This is a genomic window from Amycolatopsis sp. NPDC031561, from assembly GCF_055580625.1.
Window position 1 is genome coordinate 24,752 of the sequence record NZ_JBVILA010000010.1, and the last position, 24,101, is coordinate 48,852.

Here is a 24,101-nt window from a genome sequence, read left to right on the forward strand (position 1 = left end):
ACTTCCTTTCAGCCTTCGCGTCCGAGTTCGGCGTTCTCCAGAACGGCCAGCGCGTCGGGCACCAGCACCGCCGCCGAGTAGTACGCGCTCACCAGGTACGAGATGATCGCCTGTTCGCTGATCCCCATGAAACGGACGTTCAGTCCGGGCCGGTACTCGTCGGGCAGCCCGACCTGATGCAGGCCGACGACGCCCTGAGTGTCCTCACCGGTCCGCATCAGCAGGATCGAGCTGGTGCTGGTCTCGGTGACGGGGACCTTGTTGCACGGCAGGATCGGGATGCCGCGCCAGGCGGGCACCTGATGGCCGTCCAGGTCGACGGCGTCCGGATAGAGACCCCGTTTGCTGCATTCCCGGCTGAACGCCGCGATCGCCCGCGGATGCGCGAGGAAGAAACCGGGGTCCTTCCACACCAGGGCGAGCAGCTCGTCGAGGTCGTCCGGGGTCGGCGGGCCGGTGCGGGTGGGGACGCGATGGGAGAAGTCCGCGTTGTGCAGGAGCCCGAAGCCGGTGTTGTTGATCAGCTCGTGTTCCTGCCGCTCGCGCAACGCCTCGATGGTCAGCCGCAGCTGCTGCTCGACCTGGTCCATCGGCTGGTTGTAGAGGTCGGCGACCCGGGTGTGCACCCGCAGGACGGTCTGCGCGACGCTGAGTTCGTACTCGCGCGGTTCAGTCTCGTAGTCGACGAAGGTGCCGGGAAGGAGCGGTTCGCCGTCGTGGCCCGACGCGACGTCGATCCGCGCCTCACCGTGATCGTTGCTCGCCTGCGATCCGCCGGCGGAGAACGCGCCGAGGTGTTCGCGCAAGCTGTCCGAGCGATCGAGGATGTCGGCGAAAGCGGCGCGGGACAAGGAAAGCACGGTGCAGGACGTGACCGCCTTCGCGGTGAACTCCCAGATCGCGTCGTCGTCGACCAGGATCTGCGATCCGAAATGCCCGCCGTCGGCGAGGCCACCGAGGACGGTCTCGTCGCCGTACGCGCCGACACCGACCTTGTCGATCTTTCCGTGCGCGATCAGGAAGACCTGGTCGGCCCGGTGGCCGAATTCCGTGAGGGTGTCGCCCGCGGACAGTTCCCGCTGGACGAACCGGCCGGCGAGTTCGGTGAGGACCTCTTCGTCGTCGAAACCGCGCAGCGGCGGGAGTTCGCCCAGTTCCGGCGGGATCACCCGGACCTCGGCGCCGGCGGTGGTGAAGGCGACCCGCCCGTCGCCGACGGCGTAGCTCAGCCGGCGGTTGACCCGGTACGCGCCACCCGAAACCTGAACCCACGGCAGTACTCTCAGCAGCCATCGCGACGAGATGCCCTGCATCTGCGGGACCGACTTGGTGGTCGTGGCCAGCGTGCGAGCGGCGGCTTTGCCGAGGCTCAGTTGCGGGTTGTCCGTGATCGTCACCGAGAAATCCACCCATCGTCGTGGCGGGTATTCCCGCCCTGGTGAACTGCTGTTCCCAAATTCGCGGATACCCAAATTCAATGGGGAGGCGCGAAATGAACATAGCAAGCGGGAATGCCCGTACAAACACACGATCGGGTAGCCGGGTACGTTCACCTGTTTGCCGGATTGGCCCGTGCGGACGCTCCCGCCCGCAGCCGTTCGAGCGACGGGGCTGCGGAGAATTTCGGTATACGGCCAGGTCGGTGACGTCCCGTGGCGACTGATCACTCGGACGTGAAGCCGCGATCTCACAGTGGTGACGAGCCTTTCCGGCGCGTGTCGAAAATCGTTTCGCGGTATGAGAAATTGGGCCGAGACGGTGATGATCGACTTTATCCTTTCCACCACCGGTATGAATTGATTCAACTGCTCTTCTCGGCGCGCCGGAGGGTGAACTAGTTTCAGCAGTCTTCACGGGGTAAGGAGTCGAATGGGTATTTACCTGACCGGCATCGCCTGGGTCGTCGGCGCGGCGGCGGGGGCGGGGTTCGTCGGCTACCTCGTCCGCAAGTTCGGCTGGGACGAGGGGCGGCCCGACAACAACGACGCCGCCGGCCAGGTGTTCACCATCGTCGGCGGGCTCCACGCCGTCCTGGTCGCGTTCATCCTGATCTCCCTCTTCGACTCCACGAGCGCGGCGAGAGAGGGCTCGTACCACGAGGCGGACAGCCTGGTCGCCGCCGTGTGGGCCGCGGACTCCCTGGGGACCGAGGTCAAGGCCGAGGTCCGGAAGCTGAGCGCCGAGTACATCACCACGGTCGAGCAGAAGGAGTGGCCGCGGATGGCCGAGGGCGGGGATGTCGTCCCCGACACCGGCTGGGCGCAGCTCGACCGGTTGCGCAAGGCGGTGGACAAGGCCCCGACGGACGACGACTGGATCCGCGAACGCAAGGCCGAGGCGGCCACCCAGCTCTGGCAGGTCTACGAGGCCCGGCAGGATCGGCTCAACGCGGTCGAGGGCGGCCGGGTCGGCGGTGTCGTCTGGTTCGCGCTCATCATCGGCAGCCTCATCTCGGTGCTGCTGCCCAACCTGTTCGGCGGCACTCGCCTGGCCGCGCATCTGGTGATCGTGTCCACCCTGGCCGGTACGGTCACGCTCCTGTTGTTCGCGATCTACCAGCTGCAGAACCCGTTCGGCGGCGGGGTGCGGATCCCGCCCGACGCGTTCACCGCCGCGCTGGCGAGGATCGCCTGAGCCGGTGAGCGTCGTGGACGGGATGACGCGGACGGCGGCGACGGTGGCCGTCGCCGGGCTGGTGGGGGCGTCGGCGCTGCTGGCCCCGATGGCCGCGCGCGCCGCCGAATCCTGCCTGGTGGTGCAGGCGGAGACCGGGTCGCACGGGAAGTCGAAGCTGCGCTGGATCGATGTCGGCTCGGGGACCACCACGCGGGTGACCGACGCGGGGTACCGGCTCAACGCGCTCGGCTACTCCGCGACACGGGACCTGGTCTTCGGTGTCGCGGAAGGACTCGGCCGGGGCGCGCACGCGGTGACGATCGACCGGGACGGGGACACCCGGGACCTCGGGCCGATCACTCGCGCGGGGAACCGGCTGCCGGTGTGGAGCCCCGTCGCGGGTGTCACGGCGGGTGCTATCGGCGGGAACTCCTGGTATCTGCTCAGGAACGGCACCCTGTACACAGTGGATCTGACGCCGGGGGAGCGGTACCTGCGGGTGATCCGGACGGTGTTCCTGCGGCCGATCACGCTCGCCCACGACGTCAACGATTTCGCGTACCACAACGGACTGCTCTACGGCGTTTCCACCACCTGGCGCGGAAAAGGCGCCGTGATCACCATCGACCCGTCGTCCGGCAAGGTCCGCGAAGCCGACGACGCTCGGTTCCCGCCCGCCGACGTCTACGGTTCCGTCGTGCTCGGCCGTGACGGTGCCTTGTACGCCACGGCGAACCGGATCGGCGGGCGCAGTGTGCTGTACCGCCTGGATCGCGGTGGGCGGGTGACCGTGGTGCGGTCCGGTCCGCCGCTGGCGGGTTCGGACGCGGCGGGCTGTCTCACCGCTCCCGAGCCACCGAAACCCGAGCCACCGAAACCCGAGCCGCCGAAACCGGAACCGCCCAAGCCGACGCCCACTCCGGAACCCAACCCGACGCCCTCGCCCACGCCGTCCCCGACGCCTGCTCCCGTCCCGGTTCCGACGCCGCCGCCGTCTCCGTCCCCGACGTCGTCACCGAGCCCGACTCCGAGTCCGTCGCCCAGTCCGTCGCCGTCCCCGACGCCGACTCCCACGCCTAGGGTGGTCCCGCCGCCCGTTCCGGTGCCGAAGCCGACCCGTGCGGCCCCGCCGAGGGAACGCGAGGAGGCGGCGGAGACCGATCCGCACGCCCGTACGAAGGAGAAGCGCCGGTGGGGTTTGACCGCGCTGGTCCTGATCCTCGGCGGCGGAGCCGCGGCGGGTGCCGTGCGGCGGGCCCGGTGAGTCAGTACTTGAACTGGTCCACGTTCTCGCGCGTGATCAACAGCGGGTCGCCCAGCAGTACGGTCTTCGTGGCTTCTTCGTACTTGATCGCCGGGAGTTCGAGGTTGACCTTGTTCGACGCGCCGAGCGGCCTGCCCTCGGCGATCTGCTTGCCGGCCCAGGCGGTGAGGTAGCCGAGTGATTCGACGTTCCACAGCACCGAAAGCGACGCGGAACCGTCCAGGAGGTACGGCTTGATCGCCTGCGGCGTCCCGACGCCGACAGTGAAGACGCGGCCGATCTTCTGCTGCGAACGGACCGCCTCGGCGACCCCGGGGGCCGACGTCGTGCACTCGCCGACCAGGCCGGTGAGGTCCGGGTACTTGGCCATCAGGTCCTTGGCCAGCGTGGTGGCGTTGTCCTTGTCCTCGCCGGCGTAGACCGTCTCGACGAGCTGAGCGCTGGGATACTCCGTGGCGGTATACGCACGCTGCACGGCGATCCACGCGTTGAGGTTCTCGGCGGTCTCACCGCAGGAGACGATCGCGTACTTGCCCGCGCCGCCCATCTTCTTCATCAGGGCGTCGGTGAGCGCCTTGCCGATGCCCTCCGGGGTGGCCTGGTTGACGAAGAGCTCGCGATCAGTGCCGGGCGCGTCGGTGTCCGAAGTGATCACATGGACGCCCTTGGCCCGCGCGTCGGTGATCGCCGGTGCCATCGTTTTGGGGTCGTTCGGAGCGATCGCGATGACGTCCACCCGCTGGTCGACGAGGTCGCGCACGATCGAGACCTGCGCGGCGGGGTCCACCGTGGCCGGTCCGGTCGAAGTCCACTCGACACCGAGCTGCTTGGCCGCGGCGATCCCGCCGGTGTTCATCGCCTCGAAGTACGGGATGCCCGCGACCTTCGGCACGAACGCGATCCGGATCGGCTTGGCCGCCATGCCCGCGGGCTCTTCGCTCGCGCATCCGGTCAGCCCGAACACCATGCCCAAAGCGAGCACAGTGGCCACGACGAGCGTCTTGGTCGGCCCTCGCATCTCCACCCCATAGTCACGGAACCACCTGAAACCAGCCGATCGGTCTTCGCGCGGTGGAGACCTCCGGCGAAACTAAGGTCTTCGGTTACCCCGGTCAACCGGATGAGCGCAAAGGGTTACGGAAGTGAGTTCATCGACCTGGTCCGATTACCGGGTCGGCCTATGGGGGTGACGGTGAGCGACCGGGAGACGCGGGTCACTGCGCCATGTATACGGGTGGGGGGTATATTTCCCCGCATGAACGAGACACGGCATGGAGCAAGCTGGTCGATGGCGGCGTCGGCGACCCTGCACTGCCTCACCGGCTGTGCGATCGGCGAGGTCCTCGGCATGGTGATCGGCACGGCGCTCGGCCTCGGCAACGTGGCGACGATCGTCCTGGCGGTGGCGCTCGCGTTCGTCTTCGGCTACGCGCTGACCATGCGCGGCGTGCTGAAGTCGGGCCTGCCGTTCGGCACCGCGCTCAAGGTGGCGCTGGCCGCGGACACGGTGTCGATCGCGGTCATGGAGATCGTCGACAACGGGGTCATGCTGGTGGTGCCGGGTGCCATGGAGGCCGGGCTCGCGAGCCTGCTGTTCTGGGGCGCGCTGGCGTTCTCGCTGGCCGTCGCGTTCGTGCTGACGGTGCCGGTGAACAAGTGGATGATCGGGCGAGGGCTGGGGCACGCGAAGGCCCACGCGCACCACGGTGGCCACGAAGGCCACGCTCACTGAGGCTTCTGGTCGGGACTTGTGAGTTTCAGGACCCGGGTCTCGGCGCGGCTGTTGGATCACCTGTTACCGCTGCTGGTGTCCTGAAGGTCACCTTTGAGGCGTTGAACGTCCCAAGGGAGGCCTTCGGGACACCGGCGCGCCCCGGTTCTCGTGCGAGTGCAAGGCGGTCGGGGTTCCCAATGTCGCACTTGAGACGCTCAGTGTCTCCAATGCGACATTGGGGACAGCGGGCACCGAGTCGCCCGTCCGGTTAGACGGTCGAGAGGTCGATCGCCTTGTCGATCTCCTTCGGCATCAGCACCCGCAGGATGCCCTCCAGCAGGTAATAGTCGGCGTACGGCAACGAAACCTCGACGCCGTCCTCCGCCGGGCGGTTGCGCGTGCCGCGCGCCACGATCGCCTCGGCGCGGGTGGACTTCGTGGTCAGGCAGGTGTCGCACAGCGCGGTGAGGATCCGGATCGCCGCCTCGCGGTAGTGCGGCCGGTTCGCGACCTTCGCCAGGTCGAGCAGGCCGCATGCCATCACGGCGCCGGCGGAGGAGTCCTTGATGTCGTGCGGAGCCTGCGGGGCGAGGTAGTCCCACACCGGGACGTTGTCCGGAGTCAGGGCGCGGAGCGCGAAATCCGCCAGGCGTTGCGCGGTCCGCAGGAACAGCGGGTCGCCGGAGCGCCGGTACATCGTGGTGAAGCCGTAGATCGCCCACGCCTGACCACGCGACCAGCAGGACGTCGGACTGTAGCCCTGCACGGAGTTCGGGCCGATCTCGGCGCCCGTGTCCGGGTTGAAGTCGAACACGTGCGGGGTCGAACCGTCCGGGCGCACGAAGACCCGTTCGGTGGTCTTCGCGTGGGAGACGGCGATGTCGAGGTACTTCCGGTCGCCGGTCTGCTTGCTCGCGAAGGTCAGCAGGTCGAGGTTCATCATCGTGTCGACGATGACCCGGCCGGCGTTGCCCGGGGTGCCGAGCGCGCCCCATGCCCGGATGAACTTCCCTTTTTCGTTGTAGCGCTGGATGAGTGACGACGCGGCGGTGAGCGCGCCGGTGCGCCACTTCTCGTCGCCGGTGAGCCGCCAGCCGGTCACCCACGACGGGTAGAACAGAAATCCGAGGTCGTGATCGCTCGTCTCGTGCTGGCGTGGTGCGAGCTTTTCCGCGGACGCCATCGCGAGGTTCCGGAATTGCGGATCGCCGCTGTAGATCGACGCGAGCCACAATGTTCCCGGCCAGAAACCGCCGATCCAGCCACCCTTGGCGGAATAGGTCCATTTTTCGAACCGCGTGATCTCCGGAAAGGTGCTCACGCCGGGGGCGACGGCTCGCAGCTTGGTCACCGCGTAGTCCGCCGCCCGGCGGAAACTCGTTACCCCGGCGGCTTCTTCCTCTGCCGCACTGGCGACGGAGGGGATCGCCGTCGCCGCGACGGCGGCACCGGCAGCGGTGGTCAACAGGGTTCGCCGCGAAACGCTCACAATGCCCGCCATTCGTCAGTGGGAAATGCGTCACGGGAGTTTCGCACGACGGTTACGCGCTTGTGAAGGCCATTCATGGTTGTGAATAAAGAAGCCTCACTCAGCGGGACGGATGTTCGCATTGTGGTGGAACACGTTGTCCGGGTCGTACACCGCCTTGATCGCGGCCAGCCGCGCGTACTTCGCCGCGCCGTACGCCGTGCGGACCCTGTCCTCGTCGAATTCGTTCAGGAAATTCAGGTAGCCGCCGTAGTTGTTGGAATGCGGCAGGAGTTCTTCCCACAGGGCCCGCGTCCAGGCGCGATCGGCGGCCAGGAGTTCCGGGGCCGGGGCCGTGGCCGCGAAACCGACGACGAAGCCGGGCGTCCGCGGGCCGCCGAACGCGGTCGCGTCGTCGTGCACCGTCGAGTACGTGTCCTGCAGCGGCACGATCGGCATGATGGTCATCGGCGACGCCTTGTCCGGCAGCCGGGCGGCGATCAGGTCGAGCAGCTTTTGCAGGTTGGCGTAAGGCATCGGGGAGACGAGTTCGAACGCCGCGGGCAGCCCGTCCCGGATCCGCTCGATCAGCCGGGTGTGCCGTTCGGGACCGTCGAAGCCGGTGACGACCAGCGCGAGACCCGGCACGAGGTGATACTCGGCCGGGACGAACGGAACGGGCGGCGCGTTGAGCCCGACGAGCATGGCACCGGTGCCCGGCGGCAGCGTCGCGATCACGTCCCTCGCGAAACGCAGCGCCTTGGGCGCGTCCTCCAGCTTCCAGAAGAACATCCCGACCTCGGCCAGGCCGCCACGGTGCAGCCGGAACTCGAATTCCGTGACCACGCCGAAGTTGCCGCCGCCACCGCGCAGCGCCCAGAACAGATCCGGATACGTACCTTCGGAAGCCCGCAGGATCCGGCCGTCGGCCGTCACGACCTCCGCCGAAACCAGGTTGTCGATCGTGAGCCCGTGTTTCGCGGTCAGCCAGCCAGCGCGGTGACGACGTCTTGGCGGCCGGCGCATTCGACGACCACGGCCGGCCGCCGGTCGATGTCCCCGTTCCACACGGCACGGGCGGCGTCGTAGCCCGGATCGGCGGCGGTGATCACCGCGCCGGACAGTTTCCGGCGCAACACGGTCGTTTCAGGCGGATTCATGGGACCCCCCCTCAGGTCGTGGCTACCGCACAGTCTCGAGGGCGGACGGCCCGGCACAAGGTCCACCCGCGCGGGAAAGGGGCGGCCCAAAGGGCGAAGGCCCGGCGCTATGGGGTGCGCCGGGCCTTCGCGTTCAGGGGTGCCTCAGCACTTGGGTGCCACCGGCAGATCCGATCCGGTCTTCAGGTAGGTGTCGGAGACGTAGTGCCCCGGGCCGATCCGGTCCCAGATGTTGCTGGTGCCGAACTTGCCGGTGACGGTCTCGCCCTCGACGTAGCACTCGATGTTGACCTTCGCGTAGTTCGCCGCGAGGCCCTTGATCGCCGCGGTGGTGCTCGCCGACGCCCGGACGTTCATCGGGTCGCCCGCCGTGCTGATGACGCCGGTCGGACCGGAGCCGGTCCACAGGTAGGAGACGTTGACCCAGCCGTTGTCCGTCATCTTCAGGCCGTCCCAGAAGGTGCCGTCCGCGAGGTCGATACCCGCCGGGTTGGCCACCTTGCGGCCGAACTCGTCCTTGCCGCCGTTGTAGCCGTCCTGGTACGCGGCCTGCGCTTCGGGCTTGCCCTGCGGCAGGTTCTTCCACATCTGGCGGGTGGCCGACGGGTTCCAGTAGTCGTCCTTGGTGTTCCACGGGCCGACGTCCCACACCGGCGCGTACTCGCAGCGGCTGTTGTCGGTGCGGCAGATCCGGACGGTGTAGTTGCCGGTGTTCTTGGGCGCCAGGCCCCGGCCCGACGGCAGGGCGACGAAGTGGTCGCGGGACTTGATCACGTGCCCGTTGGCGGTGGTGCCGCCGACGAGACCTTCACGGGTGCCGAAGACCTTGTACGTCAGCGGGGCGGCGGCCGCGCCGATCGCGTTGACCTGCGGGCCGAGCTCACCCTGGAGGGTGATGTCGCTGACCTTCGCGGTCACGCCGTCGTTCACGGTGCGCAGTCCGACGCGGACCTGGACCGTGGAGACCGAAGCGGACAGCTGGGCGGCGCCGCCCTCGGTGGGCGTCCACTCCGTCCAGTCGTTGGAGTTGAGCTTGCCGCGGACGTCGACCTCGACCTCGGTGCCGTTCGGCGCTTCGGCGGTCACCTGCGCGGTCACGCGGTTCACCGGCTTCCCGAGGTTCCGCTCGGCCAGCAGCAGGTAGCCCTGGCTGCCGATGGAGTCGGGTTTTCTGTGCCACGCGGCGTTTTCCAGGCTGAGCACGCCACCATCGCTGCGGACGTTGACGTCGTCGCCATCCACAGTGGACAGATCGGCGCGCCAGCTTCCCTCCGCCGCCGCGTTCGCGGGGCCGGCGGCCAGCGCGGTGACCGCCCCCATGGCCAGCACGGCCGCCATCACGCGGCGGGCCTTCACGGTCCGGACCATTCCGGTCTCCCTTCGAGCACTCTCGGTTGCTATGAAGGGAGCTTCGCCGGGGCGTGTACACGATCGATACAAAAAGCGAGACGGCACCGGAGGGGGTGCCGTCTCGCTGAGTGAAGATCAGGCGGAAGCAGGCTTCCCGTAGGAGGCTTCGGCGGATTCCTGGAGGCGCGAAGCGAGCGCGGATTCCTGCGGTCGCGCGGAGAGTTCCCGCCACAACGCCAGCGCGCGTTCCGAATAGGTCCGCGACCGCTCCGGCTGGCTGAGCGCCTCGTGCAGTTCCCCGAGCAACTGCGACACCTCCGCCTCGGACCGGCGGTCCCCGTTGCGGCGGTGCACGCTCAGCGAATTGACCAGCAGCAGTTGCGCGTGGGCGAGATCGCCGCTGTGCAGATACAACTCGCCGAGGTTCTGGTTCGCGTACCCGACGCAGTGGTCGTCGCCGAGTTCGTTGAAGATCGCGATGGCCCGGTCGACCCGCTCCCGCGCGCCGGCGAGGTTGCCCTGATGCTGCCGCAGCATCGCGAGCCGCTTCAACGCGTGCGCCTCCCGATGCCGGTCGCCGATGTTCGCCGACTGTTCGAGCGCCTCGGTGAACCAGTGTTCCGCGTCGGTGAACCGGCGCCGCGCCAGCCACACCGCGCCGATCGCGATCCGCGCGACGGCCTCGCCGTGCGGATCACCGGCCGCGGAGAACTGATCGAGCGCCGCGTGACAGTGCTCCAGCGCGACGGTGTCCTCGCCCTTGATCCGCAGCACGGTGCCGAGCCCGGCCAGTGCGATCGCCGCGCCCCGCGCGTCGCCGATCTTGTCGAACAGCAGCTGCGACTGCTCGAACGCGACCAGCGCCTCGGCGTAGCTGTCCTGGTACAGCTGGATTTGGCCGAGGTTGCGCTGGATGATCGCCTCCCCGCGGATCTCGCCGGACCGGCGCGCGGCTGCCAGCGCCACGGCGTGCGTCTGCAGCCAGTCGTCCTGGTGGCCGCGCTGGTCGAAGTACGGCGCCAGCGCGGCGGTCAGACGCCAGGCCAGCGCGTCGAAGCCGAGATCGGCGGCCAGCGCGACGGCGGCGACGCAGGTGTGCCGTTCGGCGGCGAACCACGCGGCCGGATCCTCGACCAGCCGTCCGGTCCCCCGCGGGAGGGCGGGCTGGACGGCCGTGTCGTCCCGGTAGAGGCCGAAGAAGTGGATCGGCATCCGGTCCGCGGCCTCGACCGCGAGCGCGAGGTAGCCCTCCAGCACCCGTTTCGTGGCCTCGCGCGCCTTCTCCAGGACGTCCTGCGCACGCAGTTCGAGGGCGTAGCACCGCAACAGGTCGTGCAGGCGATAGCGGGGCTCGCCGGTGCCGTCCGAGCCGATGAGTTCGACCAGGTGGGCGTCCACCAGTACGTCGAGGACGTCGTCGGCGTGCGCGCGGCCGAGCAGCGCCGCGACCACCCAAGCGGGGAACTGAACAGAGCCGAGCCCGCCGAGGCCGCGGAACGCGGTCGCCGCCGACATCGGCAGAAGGTCGTAGCTGAGCGTGACACTGGCGCGGACGGCCAGATCGCCGACACGGAGTTCGTCGAGTCTTCGTCTCTCGTCCCGCAGCCTGTCCGCCAGGACGCGCAGCGTCCAGCCCGGCCGGTTGGTCAGCTTCGCCCCGGCGACCCGGATCGCCAGCGGCAGGTACCCGCAGTGCCGGAGGATCGCGGCCGCGCAGTCCGGCTCCGCGGCGACCCTCTCGGTGCCGACGATGCCTTCGAGCAGCTTCGCGGCCTCGGCCTCGGGCAGGAGGTCGACGTCGAACGGGGTGGCCCCGGCCAGATCCGGCATCCGCACCCGGCTGGTGATCAGCACCGCGCACGCACCCGCGCCGGGCAGGAGCGGCCGGACCTGCGCCGCGCTGCCCGCGTCGTCCAGGACGACGCACATGCGCATGCTCGCCAGCCTGGACCGCAGCAGCGCCGCGCGTTCGGGAAGATCACGCGGCAGCCCCGCGTCGGGGACCCCCAGCGCGCGGAGCAACTCCGCGAGCACGGTCATCGGGGGCCGGGGCGAGGACGACGTCCCGGCGAGGTCGACGTGCAGCTGACCGTCCGGGAAGTCCTCCCGGACCGCGTGCGCCACCCGGATCGCGACCGAGGACTTGCCGACCCCCGGCGCCCCCGAAAGCACCGCGATCGCGGGTTGTCCCTGATCACGACGGTCGCGGAAGAGGTCGGCGAGGGCGCCGACCACCCCGTCGCGGCCGGTGAAGTCCGGCAGGTCCAGCGGGAGCTGGCAGACCGGCGTCATCGGCCGGGTGAGGGCGGCGGTCACGGCGTCCGCGGTCACGGCGGGCGTCACGACCAGCGAGGCCCGCAGTTCCCTCAGCCGCGGCCCCGGTTCGGTGCCGAGTTCCTCGGCCAGCACCTTCTCGGCCGTTTCGTAGGCCTCGATGGCGTCGGCCGTGCGGCCGTCGGCCCGCAGCGCCACGATCAGCTGCTGCCAGAGTTCTTCGCGCAGGGGATGCTCGGTGACCAGGCCGCGCAGTTCGGCGACGGCTTCGGCGGTCCGGCCGAGCTCGATCCTCGCCCGCAACCGCTGTTCCTGGACGGCGAGCCGTGATTCCGTCAGCCGGGCCACCGTCGCGCCCCAGCCGTGGTCGTGGGGGAGCCCTTCGAGGACTTCCCCGCGCCACAGCGCTTCGGCTTGATCCAGCAGGCCGAGGGCGGATTCGGCGTCCCCGTGGCCGAGCGCGTCCTGCGCGGCGGCGGCCAATTCGCCGAATCGGATGTGGTCGATCTCCCCGGGGGTGGCCTTGAGGATGTAGCCGGACGCCCGGCTGCCGATGCGTTCCCCCAGTTCCGGATCGCGATCGGCGAGACGTTTGCGGAGTGAATGGACGTAGGTGCGGATGTTCGCCGCCGCCGAACGCGGAGCCGACGAGGGCCACAGGACCTCGATCAGCAGTTCGGTGGAGACGACGACGTTGGGTTGAAGCAGGAGAGCGGCGAGCAGCAGACGCGGTTTGGGGCCGCCGAGCGGCACCACCTGTCCGTCCACCGCCACTTCGAGCGGACCGAGAACGCGAAACCCGAGAATTGTCACCTAAACCGCCAATACGGCAGGAGCCCCATATCCGCCGATAATATTGCCGTCCCGCCATGGTGGCTAGATCCATTCGCATGCAAGTGCAGACAGCGGACGCGGTTTGTACGGGTCATGTACGACGCCGGTCGACGCTGCAGCCATGAAGCGTTCAAGTGTCCGGCGGCTCGCCGGTTTCTTCCTCGTGCTGGCGACGGTGGGTGCTTTCGGCCTCGCCGGCGCGACTCCCGCGCTGGCCGCGGCCACCGGGACCGTCAAGACGGCGGGTGATCCGCTGAACGTGCGCCGCGCCCCGAGCACCACCTCGACCGCGGTGCGCACGGTGGCCAACGGCGCCACGGTGACCATCGACTGCCAGACGATCGGGACCGAGGTCACCGGTCCCCTCGGCAAGACGACGTTGTGGGACTACGTCCCCGCGCTCGGCGGCTACATCTCCGACGGCTACGTCTACACCGGCTCCGACCAGCGGATCGCGCCCGACTGCGGGGTCGGCACCGGCAGTGCCGAATGTTCCACCGGCGTCTGTGCCGGTGAGGGCCAGTTCCGTTCATCGGATGCTCATTTCCTGGTCTACGACAAGGACGCCGACGGAAAGTCCGCCGTGGTCGCCTACTGGCTGAAGGGTGGCGCCGGCCCGTTCTACGTCTGGGCTTCCGGCGGTAACGGCACCCACGTCGACAAAGCCGTGCCGGTCGCGAAGGGCTCGTGGGTCTATTACAAGGTCTGCGTCGCCAACGCTTCCGCGAATCCGGCCCTCGAAGCGTGTAGCGCCGGCATCACCGATTACGCCGCGTGAAATCCCTCCCCGTTCTTTCCCCACTTCGAAAGGTTGAATTCTCATGGGTCAGGTGAACCGGCGGGCGGTACTCCTCGGTGGAGCCGCGGCGGTTTCGGCGGCTGCGTTGTCGTCGACGGTGCCTTCGTGGGCGAACGCGAGAACGCTGGCGGCGGCGCCCGCCATCCGCGACCCGTTCCAGCTCGGCGTCGCCTCGGGTGACCCCCTGCCGGACAGTGTCGTGCTGTGGACGCGTCTCGCTCCCGCCCCGCTGAACCCCGACGGCTTCGGCGGGATGCCGGACGCTTCGTACACAGTGGACTGGGAGATCGCGAACGACCAGGCGTTCTCGTCGGTCGTGCAGAAGGGCACCGCGACCGCGGCCCGCGCCTCCGGGCACAGCGTGCACATCGAACCGGCCGGGCTCCAGGCGGGACGCGAATACTTCTACCGCTTCAAGACCAGCGGCTACATCTCGCCGGTGGGCCGGACCAGGACCGCCCCGGCCGCCGGTGCGGTCGTGGACCAGCTGAAGTACTGCTTCTCCTCCTGCCAGCACTGGGAGGAGGGCTGGTACCACTCGTACAAGGGCATGCTCGCCGATGATCCGGATCTGGTGCTGTTCCTCGGCGACTACATGTACGAGAAGAAGTCCGGCCGCGCGGCCGCCGAACGGAATCCGCGCAAGCTGGCCTTCACCGACGAGGTGAAGACGCTGGCGCACTACCGCGCGCGGCACGCCCAGCACAAGACCGACGCCGACCTGCAGAACGCGCACGCGATGGCGCCGTGGATCGTGGTCTTCGACGACCACGAGGTGATGAACAACTGGAACGGCACCACCGCTCCGGCGACGGCGGAGCGCAAGACCGCCGGTTTCCAGGCGTTCTACGAGAACATGCCGATCCGCTCCACCGCCAAGCCGAGCGGTGCGGCGATCCGCCTGTACCGGCAGTTCGGCTGGGGCAACCTCGCCCGGTTCCACATGCTCGACACCCGTCAGTACCGCAACGCGCAGGTGTCCGACCCGTCCGGTTCGGCGGGGCCGTCGTGCACCGACATGCGGTCGACGTCGCGCAGCATCCTGGGCACGGCGCAGGAAGCCTGGCTGCTGAAGGCGCTGGAGACGCATCCGGCGAAGTGGGACTTCCTCGGCCAGCAGGTCTTCTTCGCCACCCGTGACGGCGACGGCAACAAGGCGACCTGCGAGAGCCCCGATTCCTGGCAGGGTTACGAGGCCTCTCGCGACCGGATCGCGAAGGGCATCGTGGACCGCAAGGTGCCGAACCCGATCGTGCTGACCGGCGACGTCCACCGGCATTGGGCGGCCGATCTGCGCCGCGACTACTTCAACCACAGCGACCCGGTGTTCGGTTCGGAACTGGTGACGACCTCGGTCACGAGCAACAGCGACACCGCGACCGACCCGTCGTCGGCCTGGCTGTCGAACAACCCGCACGTCAAGTACTGCCGGGGAAAGCGCGGCTACGTCCGGGTGACGGCGTCGCAAGCGCAGATGCGGGCGGACTTCATGACGGTTTCGGACACCACCGAGTACGACTTCTCGAAGGTGACCCTGGCCGCGGACCGCAGCTACGTCGTCGAAGCGGGCAAGCCGGGGCTGCAGAAGGTCTAACGGCCTCGTGAGTGGTAAAGGCGGTTCTAACCGTCCTTACCACTCACGAGTCAGGACAGCAGGTCCACCAGCGCGTCACCGCGAGGCGTCCGGACGACGAGGACGACCTGACCCTCGCGGTGCCGCTGGATCAGACCGGCCGAGACCAACTGCTCACAGTGATAGGTCGCGGTGCTGGCCGCACACGACAGGAGATTCGCGATCTCGCCCATGCGAGCGGGTTTTCCCAAGTGCCGCAACAGTTTCGCGCGGTGGGCGCCGACAACCAGGTCGAGTCCGTCGACGCCGGGCGGTGTTTCGGGCTTGCCGTTCTCGAGCAGGCCGTCCAGTCCCGGCAGCGGGTAGCCGATCCAGATGGTGTCCTCTTCGTCGAAGTTGGACACCACCGACCGGCAGCCGGCGAGCATCGGGACGAGGATCAGCTTGCGGCCACGGGCGGTGTACCGCGCCGGTTCGGCGTCGGGCAGCAGCAGGGAGCCGTTGCTGAACCGGAAATGGGGCCGCAGCAGGCCGAGTACCGCGTCGGTCCCGCCGCGGACGGAGGCGACGCCGATGCGTTCGATCTCGCGGTCGAGCAGGGGACGGGCCTTGGTCCACAGGTTTTCGGTCGCCAGCCGGGTCGCGGTGAAGGCGTCCGCGAGCGAGGCGACCCAGCGTCTCGGATGGTCGGCGGCCTGCCGCCACTGCGCGGGCAAACGGTCGCCGAAGACCTCTTCCAGGCCCTTGTGGACGTCGGCTTCCGTCAGGTCGCGCAGCATTTCCGTCTGCGCGGCGGCCGCGGCGTCCTCCGTGGGACTGATCGGCACGATGAAGTCCGGCTGGACGGAGGTCCCCCGGCGGGCGAGCGCGCTCGCGGCGCGGTAGCCCTGTTCGGGGATCGCCGAGCCCACCTGACGTCGCCAGGGGGCGGGCAGGCCGCGGTCGTACCCGCCGACGACCTCGACGAGCATCGAAACCAGCGAGATGTGCGGGGAAACCGTCACACCTACCGAGATCGTGCTGGTGTCACCGAGTTCGAGCCGGGTATAAGAAGCCTGGGGTGGCGTCTCGCGCATCCGGTCGTCCCTCCTGGGAGTGGGCGTCGCAGCACGCGATGTTAGCGCCTCAGGTCAATACCCTGCACCGCCCGGGAAAAGCGAGTTGCTCATTCATGATGAGGAACGCGCCGAGACCGTGGAAATCGTTGGTGTTGCGCTTACGCGCGTAGTAATACGCGGTGTCACCGACGTTAGTGCCCTCGGAGATGTTTTTGATATCCGCCAATCCATCGGCACCGGCCGAGATCTGGGACAGGACCCCGCGGTGGCCCTTGGCGGCGACGGGCCGGTATTCAGGGCCGATATGGCCGCGTTCGACGCCGCGCGAGAGCAGGAAGGTGTACATCGCCGACGCCGAGGTCTCCAGCCAGTTGTCCTGGTCGCCGCCCCGGTCGACGATCTGGAACCAGCGGCCCGAGGCCCGGTCCTGCCACCGGGTGTAACCGGCCGCGAGGAACTTGACGACCTCGACGAGGCGTTTCCGGCGCGGATGGCCGCCGGGCAGGATCTCGAGCAGGTCGATCGCCGTCATCCCGAGCCAGCCGATCGCACGGGCCCAGTGGAATTTCGAATGCCGGCCGTCGCCCGACGCCCACGGTTCCGAGCCGTCTTCGTCATAGGCGTGGTAGAGCAGGCCCGTGACGGGCTCCTTGAGCCTGTCGAAGTAGACGATGACGTTCTTCGCGGCCTCTTCGTAGCAGTAGCCGGGATCGCCGAAGGTCTTGCCGTACAGGGCCAGGAACGGCTGCGCCATGTAGACGCCGTCCGCCCACAACTGCCCGGTCTTGCTCGTGGCGTGGAACATCCCGCCGTCGGACGTCCGGGGATAGGACGGGAACCGCGCGCGCAGCTGTTCCGCCGCGGTCTTGTACTTCGCCTGCCCGGTTTCGTTGTACAGCAAGGGGAACATCTGACCGGAGCGCATCGCGTCCAGGTTGGTAAAGCCGTTGGAGATCCCGCTATCGGTGACGAACCGGTCGTACCAGGCGAGGATGTAGTCGAGGTAGCGCCGCTCGCCGGTGCGCCGGTACACGAGGTACTGGCCGTAGAGGTAAAGGCCGCGGGTGTAGCCCCAGCCGCCGAGGGTGGCCGGGGTGAAGCGCTTCATCGTCGAGTCGACGACCGCCCGGGACCAGTCGACCGGAGCCGCGCTCGCCGTGCCGGGCAGGGCCAGCGCGCCGAGGGCGCCCGCGGTCCCGGCGAGCATCGTGCGCCGCGTCAGCCGGGCCGTGCGAAGAGGATCCGGGGACATGCGAGGCCCTTCCTGCGCGGGGACACCGGCTGAACTTTCCTTGCAGGACAACGTCTACCCGGCTTTTCGGTGGCGAGTCAACGGCAGTTCCCGCTGCCCGGGACGGTCCCGATGGGCGGCACTCTCCGCGAGGCCGCCCGCTCGCCTACGATCGGTACGTGAACGAGCTGACCTTCCGCGGCCGCCGCGTCGCCCGGGACCGGGCCCTGGTCATGGCGATCGTCAACCGCACCCCCGATTCCTTCTACGACAAGGGCGCGACCTTCGCCGACCCGGACGCGCTCGCCGCCGTCGCGCGGGCGGTGGAGGAGGGGGCGGACATCGTCGACATCGGCGGGGTGAAGGCCGGTCCCGGTGCCGAGGTCGACGTCGAGGAAGAGATCCGGCGGGTGGTCCCGTTCGTCGAGCGGATCCGCGAACTGCACCCCGACCTGGTGATCAGCGTCGACACCTGGCGCCACGAGGTGGGCAGGCGCGCGGCCGAGGCGGGCGCGGACCTGATCAACGACACCTGGGCGGGAGCCGATCCGAAACTGGCCGAGGTCGCGGCGGAGTTCGGCACCGGGTACGTCTGCTCGCACACCGGGAACGCCGTCCCGCGCACCCGTCCGTTCCGGGTGCGCTATCCGGACATCGTCGCCCAGGTCGTCGCGGAGACGACGGCCCTCGCCGAAGCGGTCGTCGCGCTCGGTGTCCCGCGCGAGGGCGTGCTGATCGACCCGACCCACGACTTCGGCAAGAACACCTGGCACAGCCTGGCGCTGCTGCGGCACGCGCGGGAACTGGCCGACACCGGCTGGCCGGTGCTGATGGCACTGTCCAATAAGGACTTCGTCGGGGAGACGCTCGGCGTGGAACTCGCGGAGCGGGTCGACGGCACCCTCGCCGCGACGGCCTGGGCGGTGGCCGAGGGTGCGAAGGTGTTCCGGGTGCACGAGGTCAAGCGCACCCGGCAGGTGGTGGAGATGGTCGCGTCGATCCAGGGCACGCGCCCGCCCGCGCGCGCGATCCGCGGCCTCGCCTAACCGAGCGGGATCACGGCCGAAACCGTGCTGCCGGTACCGGGCTCGCCGAGGACGGTGAGCTCACCACCGAGCGCGCGGACCCGGTCGCGCAGGCCGTGCAGCCCGGAGCCGCCGTCGATGTCGGCCTCGCCGGTGCCGTCGTCGTGGACGTCCACCCGCAGGCCGTCCTCCTCGACGCCGATGCGCACGCGGACCTCCCGCGCCTGCGCGTGTTTCAGCGCGTTGGTGACAGCTTCCGAGACGACGAAGTAGGCCGTCGCCTCCACGGGGCCGCTGAGCCGGGGCACGTCCGCCTCCGCGAGGTCGACCGCGAGCGGGATCCGGTCCAGCAGCGACCGGACCGCGGGGATCAGCCCGGCCTCGGTGAGGATCGGGGGGTGGAGCCCGCGCGCGAGTTCGCGCAGTTCGGTGACGGTGGCCTGCAGCTCGTCGATGGTGCCTTTCAGCAGGGCCGCGACGGCCGGGGTCAGGTCGTCGCCGAGCCGGCGTTCGGCCATGCGCAGCAGCAGGACGATGCTCACCAGGCGTTGCTGCGCCCCGTCGTGCAGATCCCGTTCGACGCGCCTCCGCTCGTCGTCGGCGGCGGCCACGATGCGGGCACGGGAGGCCTGGACCTCGACGAGGCGTTCCTCCAGTTCCGCGGCGAGGCGCTGGTTGTCCAGCACCAGCCCGGCGGCGGCGTTGAGCGCGTCGATCGACCGGCTGTCCTTCCACACCTCGTCGTCCTGCACGAGCGCGGCCAGCCCCGAGCCGTCGCGTTCCAGCAGGAGCCGGATCATCTCCGCGTTGCCGACCCGGGCCCGCAGCACCCCGATCAGGAACGCCAGCGGCCACAGGCAGAACGAGAACCGGTATACGTCCAGCAGCGGCCCGGAGACCGGATGCCCGGAGCCGAGCGCGCTGCCGACCGTGGTGCTCACCGCGCCGATCACGGCGATCGCGACGACCGGGGAGAGCAGCCGCCGCTGCGGAAGCCGTCCGGCGAGCCAGCGGTAGAGCAGCACCACGACGACGCCGCCCCCGATCAGCGCGCCGACCAGTTCGAGCAGCCGTTTGACCAGCTGCTCGGCCTCCGGGGAGGCCGCGATCGCGGCGAGGTTCTTCGGATCGTCGTTGACCAGCAGGCCGAGCACCGCCGAGCCGAAGACCACGGCGTACGCGGAGAGGGCGAGGACACGCTCCCAGCGGGACCGGAGTTTCCCGTGCGGGAAGGCGAGCACGAGATGCGCGATCACCGGGCTGGACGCGGCGGTCAGCGCCAGTCCGACGGTGTGCGCGAGGGGGTCCCCGGCGAACTGCAGGTCCTCGGCGAACAGCGCGAGCCCGGCCAGCGCGATCAGCAGCCCGATGGGGTTCGAGGCGCGGCGCACGTGCGCGACGGCGCCGGCGAGCAGGAAGAGGAACCCGGTCGTCGTGGACAGGGTGGTGTCGAGCACGGTGTGCGTGCCGTCGGCGATCTTGAGCGTCATCGCCAGTACGCCCAGCCCGATGCCGGCGGTCAGGACGCCCGCCATCGCGACGGTGCGAGGGTGCTTCACCACTAAGCGTGATTCGCCCGTTCGGCCCGGACCGTTACACCGGGAGGACGCCCGATCGGGGGAGGCGCCATCGGGACGCCCGTCCTGACATGTGGAACAACAGTTCCGCCTGGTGTCAAGGTTTCTCAGGATGTTTCCCGTCATCCGGATGGCGATGCAGGCACGTGGGTGAACATGCGACTCTCGCGGCCACCACCCAGGCTGAGTCTTATCCCCCGAAAGGCGTCCCCCGTGAGCACCCACCACAGAACCCGCTTGCTGGCCGCGGCCTTCGCCGCCTTGACCCTGGCCGGCGGGATCGCGGGGTGTTCACGCGCGGAGAACGCCGCGGCGCCACCGGAGCAGAAGAGCCAGGGCGCCGCGGGCGAGGTGCGCGTCGGGTACTTCCCGAACGTGACGCACGCGCCCGCGCTGATCGGGGTCAAGAACGGCTTCTTCGCCAAGGAGCTCGGCTCGACGAAGCTCACCACCCAGACGTTCAACGCCGGGCCCGAAGAGGTCAACGCGCTGCTCGGCAACTCGCTCGACATCGCCTTCATCGGCTCCGGCCCGGCGATCAACGCCTTCACCAAGTCCAAGGGCGCCATCCAGCTCGTCTCCGGTGCGGTCACCGGCGGCGCGCAGCTGGTGGTGAAGCCCGAGATCGCCACGCCCGAGCAGCTCTCCGGCAAGAACATCGCGACGCCGTCGCTGGCGAACACCCAGGACGTCGCGCTCAAGAAGTTCATCGCCGAGAAGAAGCTGCCCGACGTCAAGATCACCAACCTCGACAACCCCAAGACGTTCGACGCCTTCAAGAAGGGCGAGCTCGACGGTGGCTGGCTGCCGGAGCCGTGGTCCTCGCGGCTGGTGCTGGACGCCGGTGCGAAGGTCCTGCTGGACGAGAAGACCCTGTGGCCGGAAGGCAAGTTCCCGACCACGGTCGTGATCGTCCGCAGCGAATTCCTGCAGCAGCACCCGGAGACCGTCACCGCCATCCTCAAGGGTGAACTCGCCGCCATCGACTGGGCGAAGACCAACCCCGCCGAGGCGAAGAAGGTGGTCAACGGAGAACTGAAGGCGCTCGCGGGCAGCACACTGAACGAAGCCGTTCTCGACCGCGCGTTCTCCGGTATCGAACTCGGCATCGACCCCGTGGCGTCGACCTTCACCCAGCTCGCGAAGGACTCGGTGACCGCCGGCGTGGTGAAGTCCGCGGTGGACCTCAAGGGGTTCGCCGATTTCGGCCCGCTCAACGCCGTGCTCAAGGAGCAGGGCAAGCCCGGCGTGGACGCGCCCGGGCTGACGAAGTGACCGGAGGGGATCAGCGATGACGACCACCTTGGAGCCCGGCCTGTCCACCGGTGTCGCCGTGCGTCTGGAAGGGGTCCGGAAGGCGTTCGGCCCGACCGGCCGCGCCGTCGTGGCCCTCGACGGAATGGACCTGACGGTCGCCCCCGGCGAATTCGTCTGCCTGCTCGGCGCGTCCGGGTGCGGCAAGAGCACCCTGCTGAACCTGGTCGCCGGTCTCGACCAGCCGACGTCCGGCTCGATCACGCTCGAAACCTCCCGGCCCGCGGTGATGTTCCAGGAAGCCGCGCTGATGCCGTGGCTGACCGCGGCCCGCAATGTGGAACTTCCGCTGCGCCTGGCCGGTTTCGGCCGGAGCGAGCGCCGCGAGAAGGCGGCCGAACTGCTCGAACTCGTCCGCCTCGGCGGCGCGGGCGACAAGCGGCCGCACGAGCTGTCCGGTGGGATGCGGCAGCGCGTCGCGCTCGCCAGGGCGCTGGCCGCGACCCTGCGCGTCGGCGGTGACCCTGAGCAGTCGCTGCTGCTGATGGACGAGCCGTTCGCGGCACTCGACGCCATCACCCGCGACGTCCTGCAGGGCGAACTGCTGCGCGTCTACCGCAGCACCGGCACCTCGGTGCTGTTCGTGACCCACGACGTCCGCGAGGCCGTCCGGCTCGGCCAGCGGGTCGTGCTGCTCTCGTCGCGGCCGGGCCGGGTCGTGCGGGAATGGCGCGACGTCCAGGCCTCCGACGCCGAGGAGCTGACCTTGGAGATCACCGGTCACCTCCGGGAGGTGATCAGTACCCATGCCGCGGCTTGACCGCCCCGATATCACGGCGGCGGAGGAGGCCGACGAGGCCGTCGGCGCGGGGCTCGATTCGCTCGACACGCCCACCGGCGAACGCCGGGAGAGCTGGGGGAAGCGGTTCCTGCGCGGGTTCGTGCCTCCGCTGCTCTTCCTGGCCTTGTTGGTCGTCCTTTGGCAGGTCCTGTGGGCCGCCGCGTTCTGGCCCGAGACGATGCTGCCCTCACCGCTCGCGGTGTGGGACGAACTCGTCGACATCACGAGCACCGGCGAGATCTTCGAGTTCGTCTGGACGTCGGTGCACCGCGCCGCGCTGGGCTTCCTCATCGGCGTGGTCATCGGGACCCCGCTCGGCCTGCTGGTGGCGAAGGTCCGCCTGGTCCGTTCCGCTGTCGGGCCGTTCCTGACCGGGCTGCAAAGCCTTCCGTCGGTGGCGTGGGTGCCGGCGGCGATCCTGTGGTTCGGACTGAATGACGCTTCGATCTACTTCGTCGTCCTGCTGGGTTCGGTCCCGTCGATCGCGAACGGTCTCGTCTCGGGCATCGACCAGATCCCGCCGATGCTGCCGAGGGTCGGGCAGGTGATGGGGGCGAGCAGGCTGTCCGCGGCCCGGCACATCCTGCTGCCCGCCGCGCTGCCCGGTTTCCTGGCCGGGCTCAAGCAGGGCTGGGCGTTCTCGTGGCGTTCGCTGATGGCCGCCGAGCTGATCGCGCTGTCCCCGGCGCTCGGCAAGGGCCTCGGCGCGTACCTGAACGAGGGCTCGTCGTTCAACAGCATGGAAGGCGTGATCTCGGCGATCTTCCTGATCCTGCTGGTCGGTGTCGGGATCGAGTTGCTGGTGTTCCGCCCGCTGGAACGTTCGGTCCTGCGTGCCCGTGGTCTCACGGCGTCCCTTTAGGACTTTGGCCAGGCTAGCCTTACCCGCATGTCCGATTTCGGTGTGCGGGTCAAGGCGATCCTGACCGCGCTGATGATGTCCTTGCTGGTGGCCGGATGCGGGTCTTCGCAGTCCGTCGACGAGACCCTGGTCCCGCCGGAGGCGCGAGGCACTTTCCCGGTGACCGTCGAGCACAAATACGGTTCGACCACAGTGGAGCGGCAGCCGTCGCGAGTCGTCACGCTCGGCCTGTCCGATCACGACGCGGTGCTGGCGCTGGGGATCCGGCCGGTCGGCGCCGTCGACTGGTTCAAGGAACGGCCGTACGGGAAGTGGCCGTGGACCCAGGCGCTCTGGGGTGACAAGCAGCCGGAGATCGTCGGCGAGCGCGACGACTACAACCTCGAGAAGATCGCCGCGCTCAAGCCGGAGCTGATCCTCGCCCAGTACAGCGGCATGAAGAAGGAGCAGTACGACAAGCTCTCGCAGATCGCCCCCGTCGTCGCGCAGCCGCCGAAGTACGAGGATTACGCGGCGCCGTGGCAGGAGATGACCCGGATGGTGGGGCGCGCACTGGGGCTCCCGCAGAAGGCCGAGGACCTGATCAAGGGAATCGACGCGCGGTTCGCCAAGGCGCGGGCGGAGCACCCCGAGTTCGCGAAGCTGTCGATGGTCGTCGCCGACACCTTCGAGGCGGGCAAGTTCTCGGCGTTCACCACGACCGACCCGAAGATGATCTTCATGACCGAGTTGGGCTTCCGGCCCTTCGACCCGGTCAAGGCGGAGAGTGACCCGGCGAAGAACGTCGTCGAGGTCACCTCGGAACGATTCGACCTGTTCGACGCGGATCGCCTGGTGTGGCTGAACTCCGACGTCGGCGCGGAGGCCAGGGTCCGGGCGGATCCGGTGTACGGGAAGCTGAAGGTCTCGGGCGACAAGCGGGACCTGTTCATCACCTACGACAATCCGCCGGTGGGGGCCGCGATCTCGTTCAACACGGTGCTGAGCATCCCTTACGCGATCGAGCAGCTGGTGCCGAAGCTCGCGGCGGTTCCGGCGACCTGAGGTCCCGGCGGCGTAGGGCGTCGGTCCCGTTGGTCGTGAGTGGCGTTTCGGGTTCTAACCCGAAACACCCCCCCCCCCCCACCCGTGGGGGGCCCCTCCTTCTCTTGGGCCACCACACCCACCCCTTAACCCCCCCACTGCACAGGGCCTAGAACGT

The 24,101-nt window shown here is 69.1% G+C and carries 20 protein-coding genes; 10 read left to right on the forward strand and 10 right to left on the reverse strand.

Annotated elements, in window-relative coordinates; genetic code table 11:
• Window positions 1–8: 8 nt before the first annotated feature.
• On the reverse strand, window positions 9–1,397 hold the full coding sequence (locus ACZ5IK_RS21235; protein ID WP_465489216.1) for a family 2B encapsulin nanocompartment shell protein: 1,389 nt from the start codon (window positions 1,395–1,397) through the stop codon (window positions 9–11).
• A gap of 472 nt (window positions 1,398–1,869) precedes the next feature.
• On the opposite strand from ACZ5IK_RS21235, the gene ACZ5IK_RS21240 reads away from it, so the two are divergent.
• Together ACZ5IK_RS21240 and ACZ5IK_RS21245 are read left to right on the forward strand one after the other, a co-directional pair.
• On the forward strand, window positions 1,870–2,634 hold the full coding sequence (locus tag ACZ5IK_RS21240; RefSeq protein ID WP_465489217.1) for a bestrophin-like domain: 765 nt from the start codon (window positions 1,870–1,872) through the stop codon (window positions 2,632–2,634).
• Window positions 2,635–2,638: 4 nt separating this feature from the next.
• Window positions 2,639–3,880: a DUF6923 family protein gene (locus ACZ5IK_RS21245; RefSeq protein WP_465489218.1), complete on the forward strand. Its 1,242-nt coding sequence runs from the start codon at window positions 2,639–2,641 to the stop codon at window positions 3,878–3,880.
• A gap of 1 nt (window position 3,881) precedes the next feature.
• Here ACZ5IK_RS21245 and ACZ5IK_RS21250 read toward each other — a convergent pair whose 3' ends face one another.
• Complete coding sequence (locus tag ACZ5IK_RS21250; protein WP_465489219.1) at window positions 3,882–4,898, reverse strand: autoinducer 2 ABC transporter substrate-binding protein; 1,017 nt, start codon at window positions 4,896–4,898, stop codon at window positions 3,882–3,884.
• A 270-nt stretch (window positions 4,899–5,168) separates the two neighbouring features.
• On the opposite strand from ACZ5IK_RS21250, the gene ACZ5IK_RS21255 reads away from it, so the two are divergent.
• Entirely contained in the window at window positions 5,169–5,612 is a 444-nt protein-coding gene (locus tag ACZ5IK_RS21255; protein WP_465489380.1) for a DUF4396 domain-containing protein, read from the forward strand.
• A gap of 250 nt (window positions 5,613–5,862) precedes the next feature.
• Here ACZ5IK_RS21255 and ACZ5IK_RS21260 read toward each other — a convergent pair whose 3' ends face one another.
• The 5 genes from ACZ5IK_RS21260 to ACZ5IK_RS21280 form a co-directional block, all read right to left on the reverse strand.
• Window positions 5,863–7,083, reverse strand: coding sequence for a glycoside hydrolase family 88 protein (locus tag ACZ5IK_RS21260; protein WP_465489381.1), 1,221 nt, complete (start codon window positions 7,081–7,083; stop codon window positions 5,863–5,865).
• A 96-nt stretch (window positions 7,084–7,179) separates the two neighbouring features.
• Window positions 7,180–8,088, reverse strand: a complete 909-nt coding sequence (locus tag ACZ5IK_RS21265) for an FAD-binding oxidoreductase (RefSeq protein WP_465489220.1) — start codon at window positions 8,086–8,088, stop codon at window positions 7,180–7,182.
• On the reverse strand, window positions 8,046–8,222 hold the full coding sequence (locus ACZ5IK_RS21270; protein WP_465489221.1) for a hypothetical protein: 177 nt from the start codon (window positions 8,220–8,222) through the stop codon (window positions 8,046–8,048). Before ACZ5IK_RS21270 ends, ACZ5IK_RS21265 begins: the two co-directional genes overlap by 43 nt.
• Before the next feature lie 144 nt (window positions 8,223–8,366).
• Complete coding sequence (locus ACZ5IK_RS21275) at window positions 8,367–9,590, reverse strand: hypothetical protein (RefSeq protein ID WP_465489222.1); 1,224 nt, start codon at window positions 9,588–9,590, stop codon at window positions 8,367–8,369.
• Window positions 9,591–9,707: 117 nt separating this feature from the next.
• Window positions 9,708–12,659, reverse strand: coding sequence for an AfsR/SARP family transcriptional regulator (locus ACZ5IK_RS21280; protein ID WP_465489223.1), 2,952 nt, complete (start codon window positions 12,657–12,659; stop codon window positions 9,708–9,710).
• 142 nt (window positions 12,660–12,801) lie between these two features.
• On the opposite strand from ACZ5IK_RS21280, the gene ACZ5IK_RS21285 reads away from it, so the two are divergent.
• Both ACZ5IK_RS21285 and ACZ5IK_RS21290 read left to right on the forward strand, forming a co-directional pair.
• A complete protein-coding gene (locus tag ACZ5IK_RS21285; protein ID WP_465489224.1) occupies window positions 12,802–13,458 on the forward strand; it encodes a hypothetical protein in 657 nt (218 codons plus the stop codon).
• A 43-nt stretch (window positions 13,459–13,501) separates the two neighbouring features.
• On the forward strand, window positions 13,502–15,073 hold the full coding sequence (locus tag ACZ5IK_RS21290) for an alkaline phosphatase D family protein (protein ID WP_465489225.1): 1,572 nt from the start codon (window positions 13,502–13,504) through the stop codon (window positions 15,071–15,073).
• Window positions 15,074–15,123: 50 nt separating this feature from the next.
• Here ACZ5IK_RS21290 and ACZ5IK_RS21295 read toward each other — a convergent pair whose 3' ends face one another.
• Together ACZ5IK_RS21295 and ACZ5IK_RS21300 are read right to left on the reverse strand one after the other, a co-directional pair.
• Entirely contained in the window at window positions 15,124–16,128 is a 1,005-nt protein-coding gene (locus ACZ5IK_RS21295) for a winged helix-turn-helix domain-containing protein (RefSeq protein WP_101612964.1), read from the reverse strand.
• Window positions 16,129–16,177: 49 nt separating this feature from the next.
• A complete protein-coding gene (locus tag ACZ5IK_RS21300) occupies window positions 16,178–17,362 on the reverse strand; it encodes a glycoside hydrolase family 88/105 protein (RefSeq protein WP_465489226.1) in 1,185 nt (394 codons plus the stop codon).
• A gap of 158 nt (window positions 17,363–17,520) precedes the next feature.
• On the opposite strand from ACZ5IK_RS21300, the gene folP reads away from it, so the two are divergent.
• Complete coding sequence (gene folP / locus ACZ5IK_RS21305) at window positions 17,521–18,387, forward strand: dihydropteroate synthase (RefSeq protein WP_465489227.1); 867 nt, start codon at window positions 17,521–17,523, stop codon at window positions 18,385–18,387.
• On the opposite strand, the gene ACZ5IK_RS21310 is transcribed toward folP, so the two are convergent.
• A complete protein-coding gene (locus ACZ5IK_RS21310) occupies window positions 18,384–19,901 on the reverse strand; it encodes a sensor histidine kinase (RefSeq protein ID WP_465489382.1) in 1,518 nt (505 codons plus the stop codon). The two genes, folP and ACZ5IK_RS21310, sit on opposite strands and share 4 nt — an antisense overlap.
• A gap of 255 nt (window positions 19,902–20,156) precedes the next feature.
• Here ACZ5IK_RS21310 and ACZ5IK_RS21315 point away from each other — a divergent pair, with 255 nt between their 5' ends.
• Genes ACZ5IK_RS21315 through ACZ5IK_RS21330 form a run of 4 tightly spaced genes read left to right on the forward strand, consistent with a single transcriptional unit; the run spans window position 20,157 to window position 23,944 of the window.
• Complete coding sequence (locus ACZ5IK_RS21315) at window positions 20,157–21,218, forward strand: ABC transporter substrate-binding protein (RefSeq protein WP_465489228.1); 1,062 nt, start codon at window positions 20,157–20,159, stop codon at window positions 21,216–21,218.
• Between the two features lie 16 nt (window positions 21,219–21,234).
• Window positions 21,235–22,017 (forward strand): ABC transporter ATP-binding protein, encoded by a 783-nt coding sequence (locus ACZ5IK_RS21320; RefSeq protein ID WP_465489229.1) that lies wholly within the window; start codon window positions 21,235–21,237, stop codon window positions 22,015–22,017.
• Window positions 22,004–22,900 carry an ABC transporter permease gene (locus ACZ5IK_RS21325; RefSeq protein ID WP_465489230.1) on the forward strand — a complete coding sequence of 299 codons (897 nt, stop codon included), beginning with the start codon at window positions 22,004–22,006 and terminating at the stop codon, window positions 22,898–22,900. Before ACZ5IK_RS21320 ends, ACZ5IK_RS21325 begins: the two co-directional genes overlap by 14 nt.
• Before the next feature lie 27 nt (window positions 22,901–22,927).
• Window positions 22,928–23,944 (forward strand): iron-siderophore ABC transporter substrate-binding protein, encoded by a 1,017-nt coding sequence (locus tag ACZ5IK_RS21330; protein WP_465489231.1) that lies wholly within the window; start codon window positions 22,928–22,930, stop codon window positions 23,942–23,944.
• The last annotated feature ends 157 nt before the right edge of the window (window positions 23,945–24,101 follow it).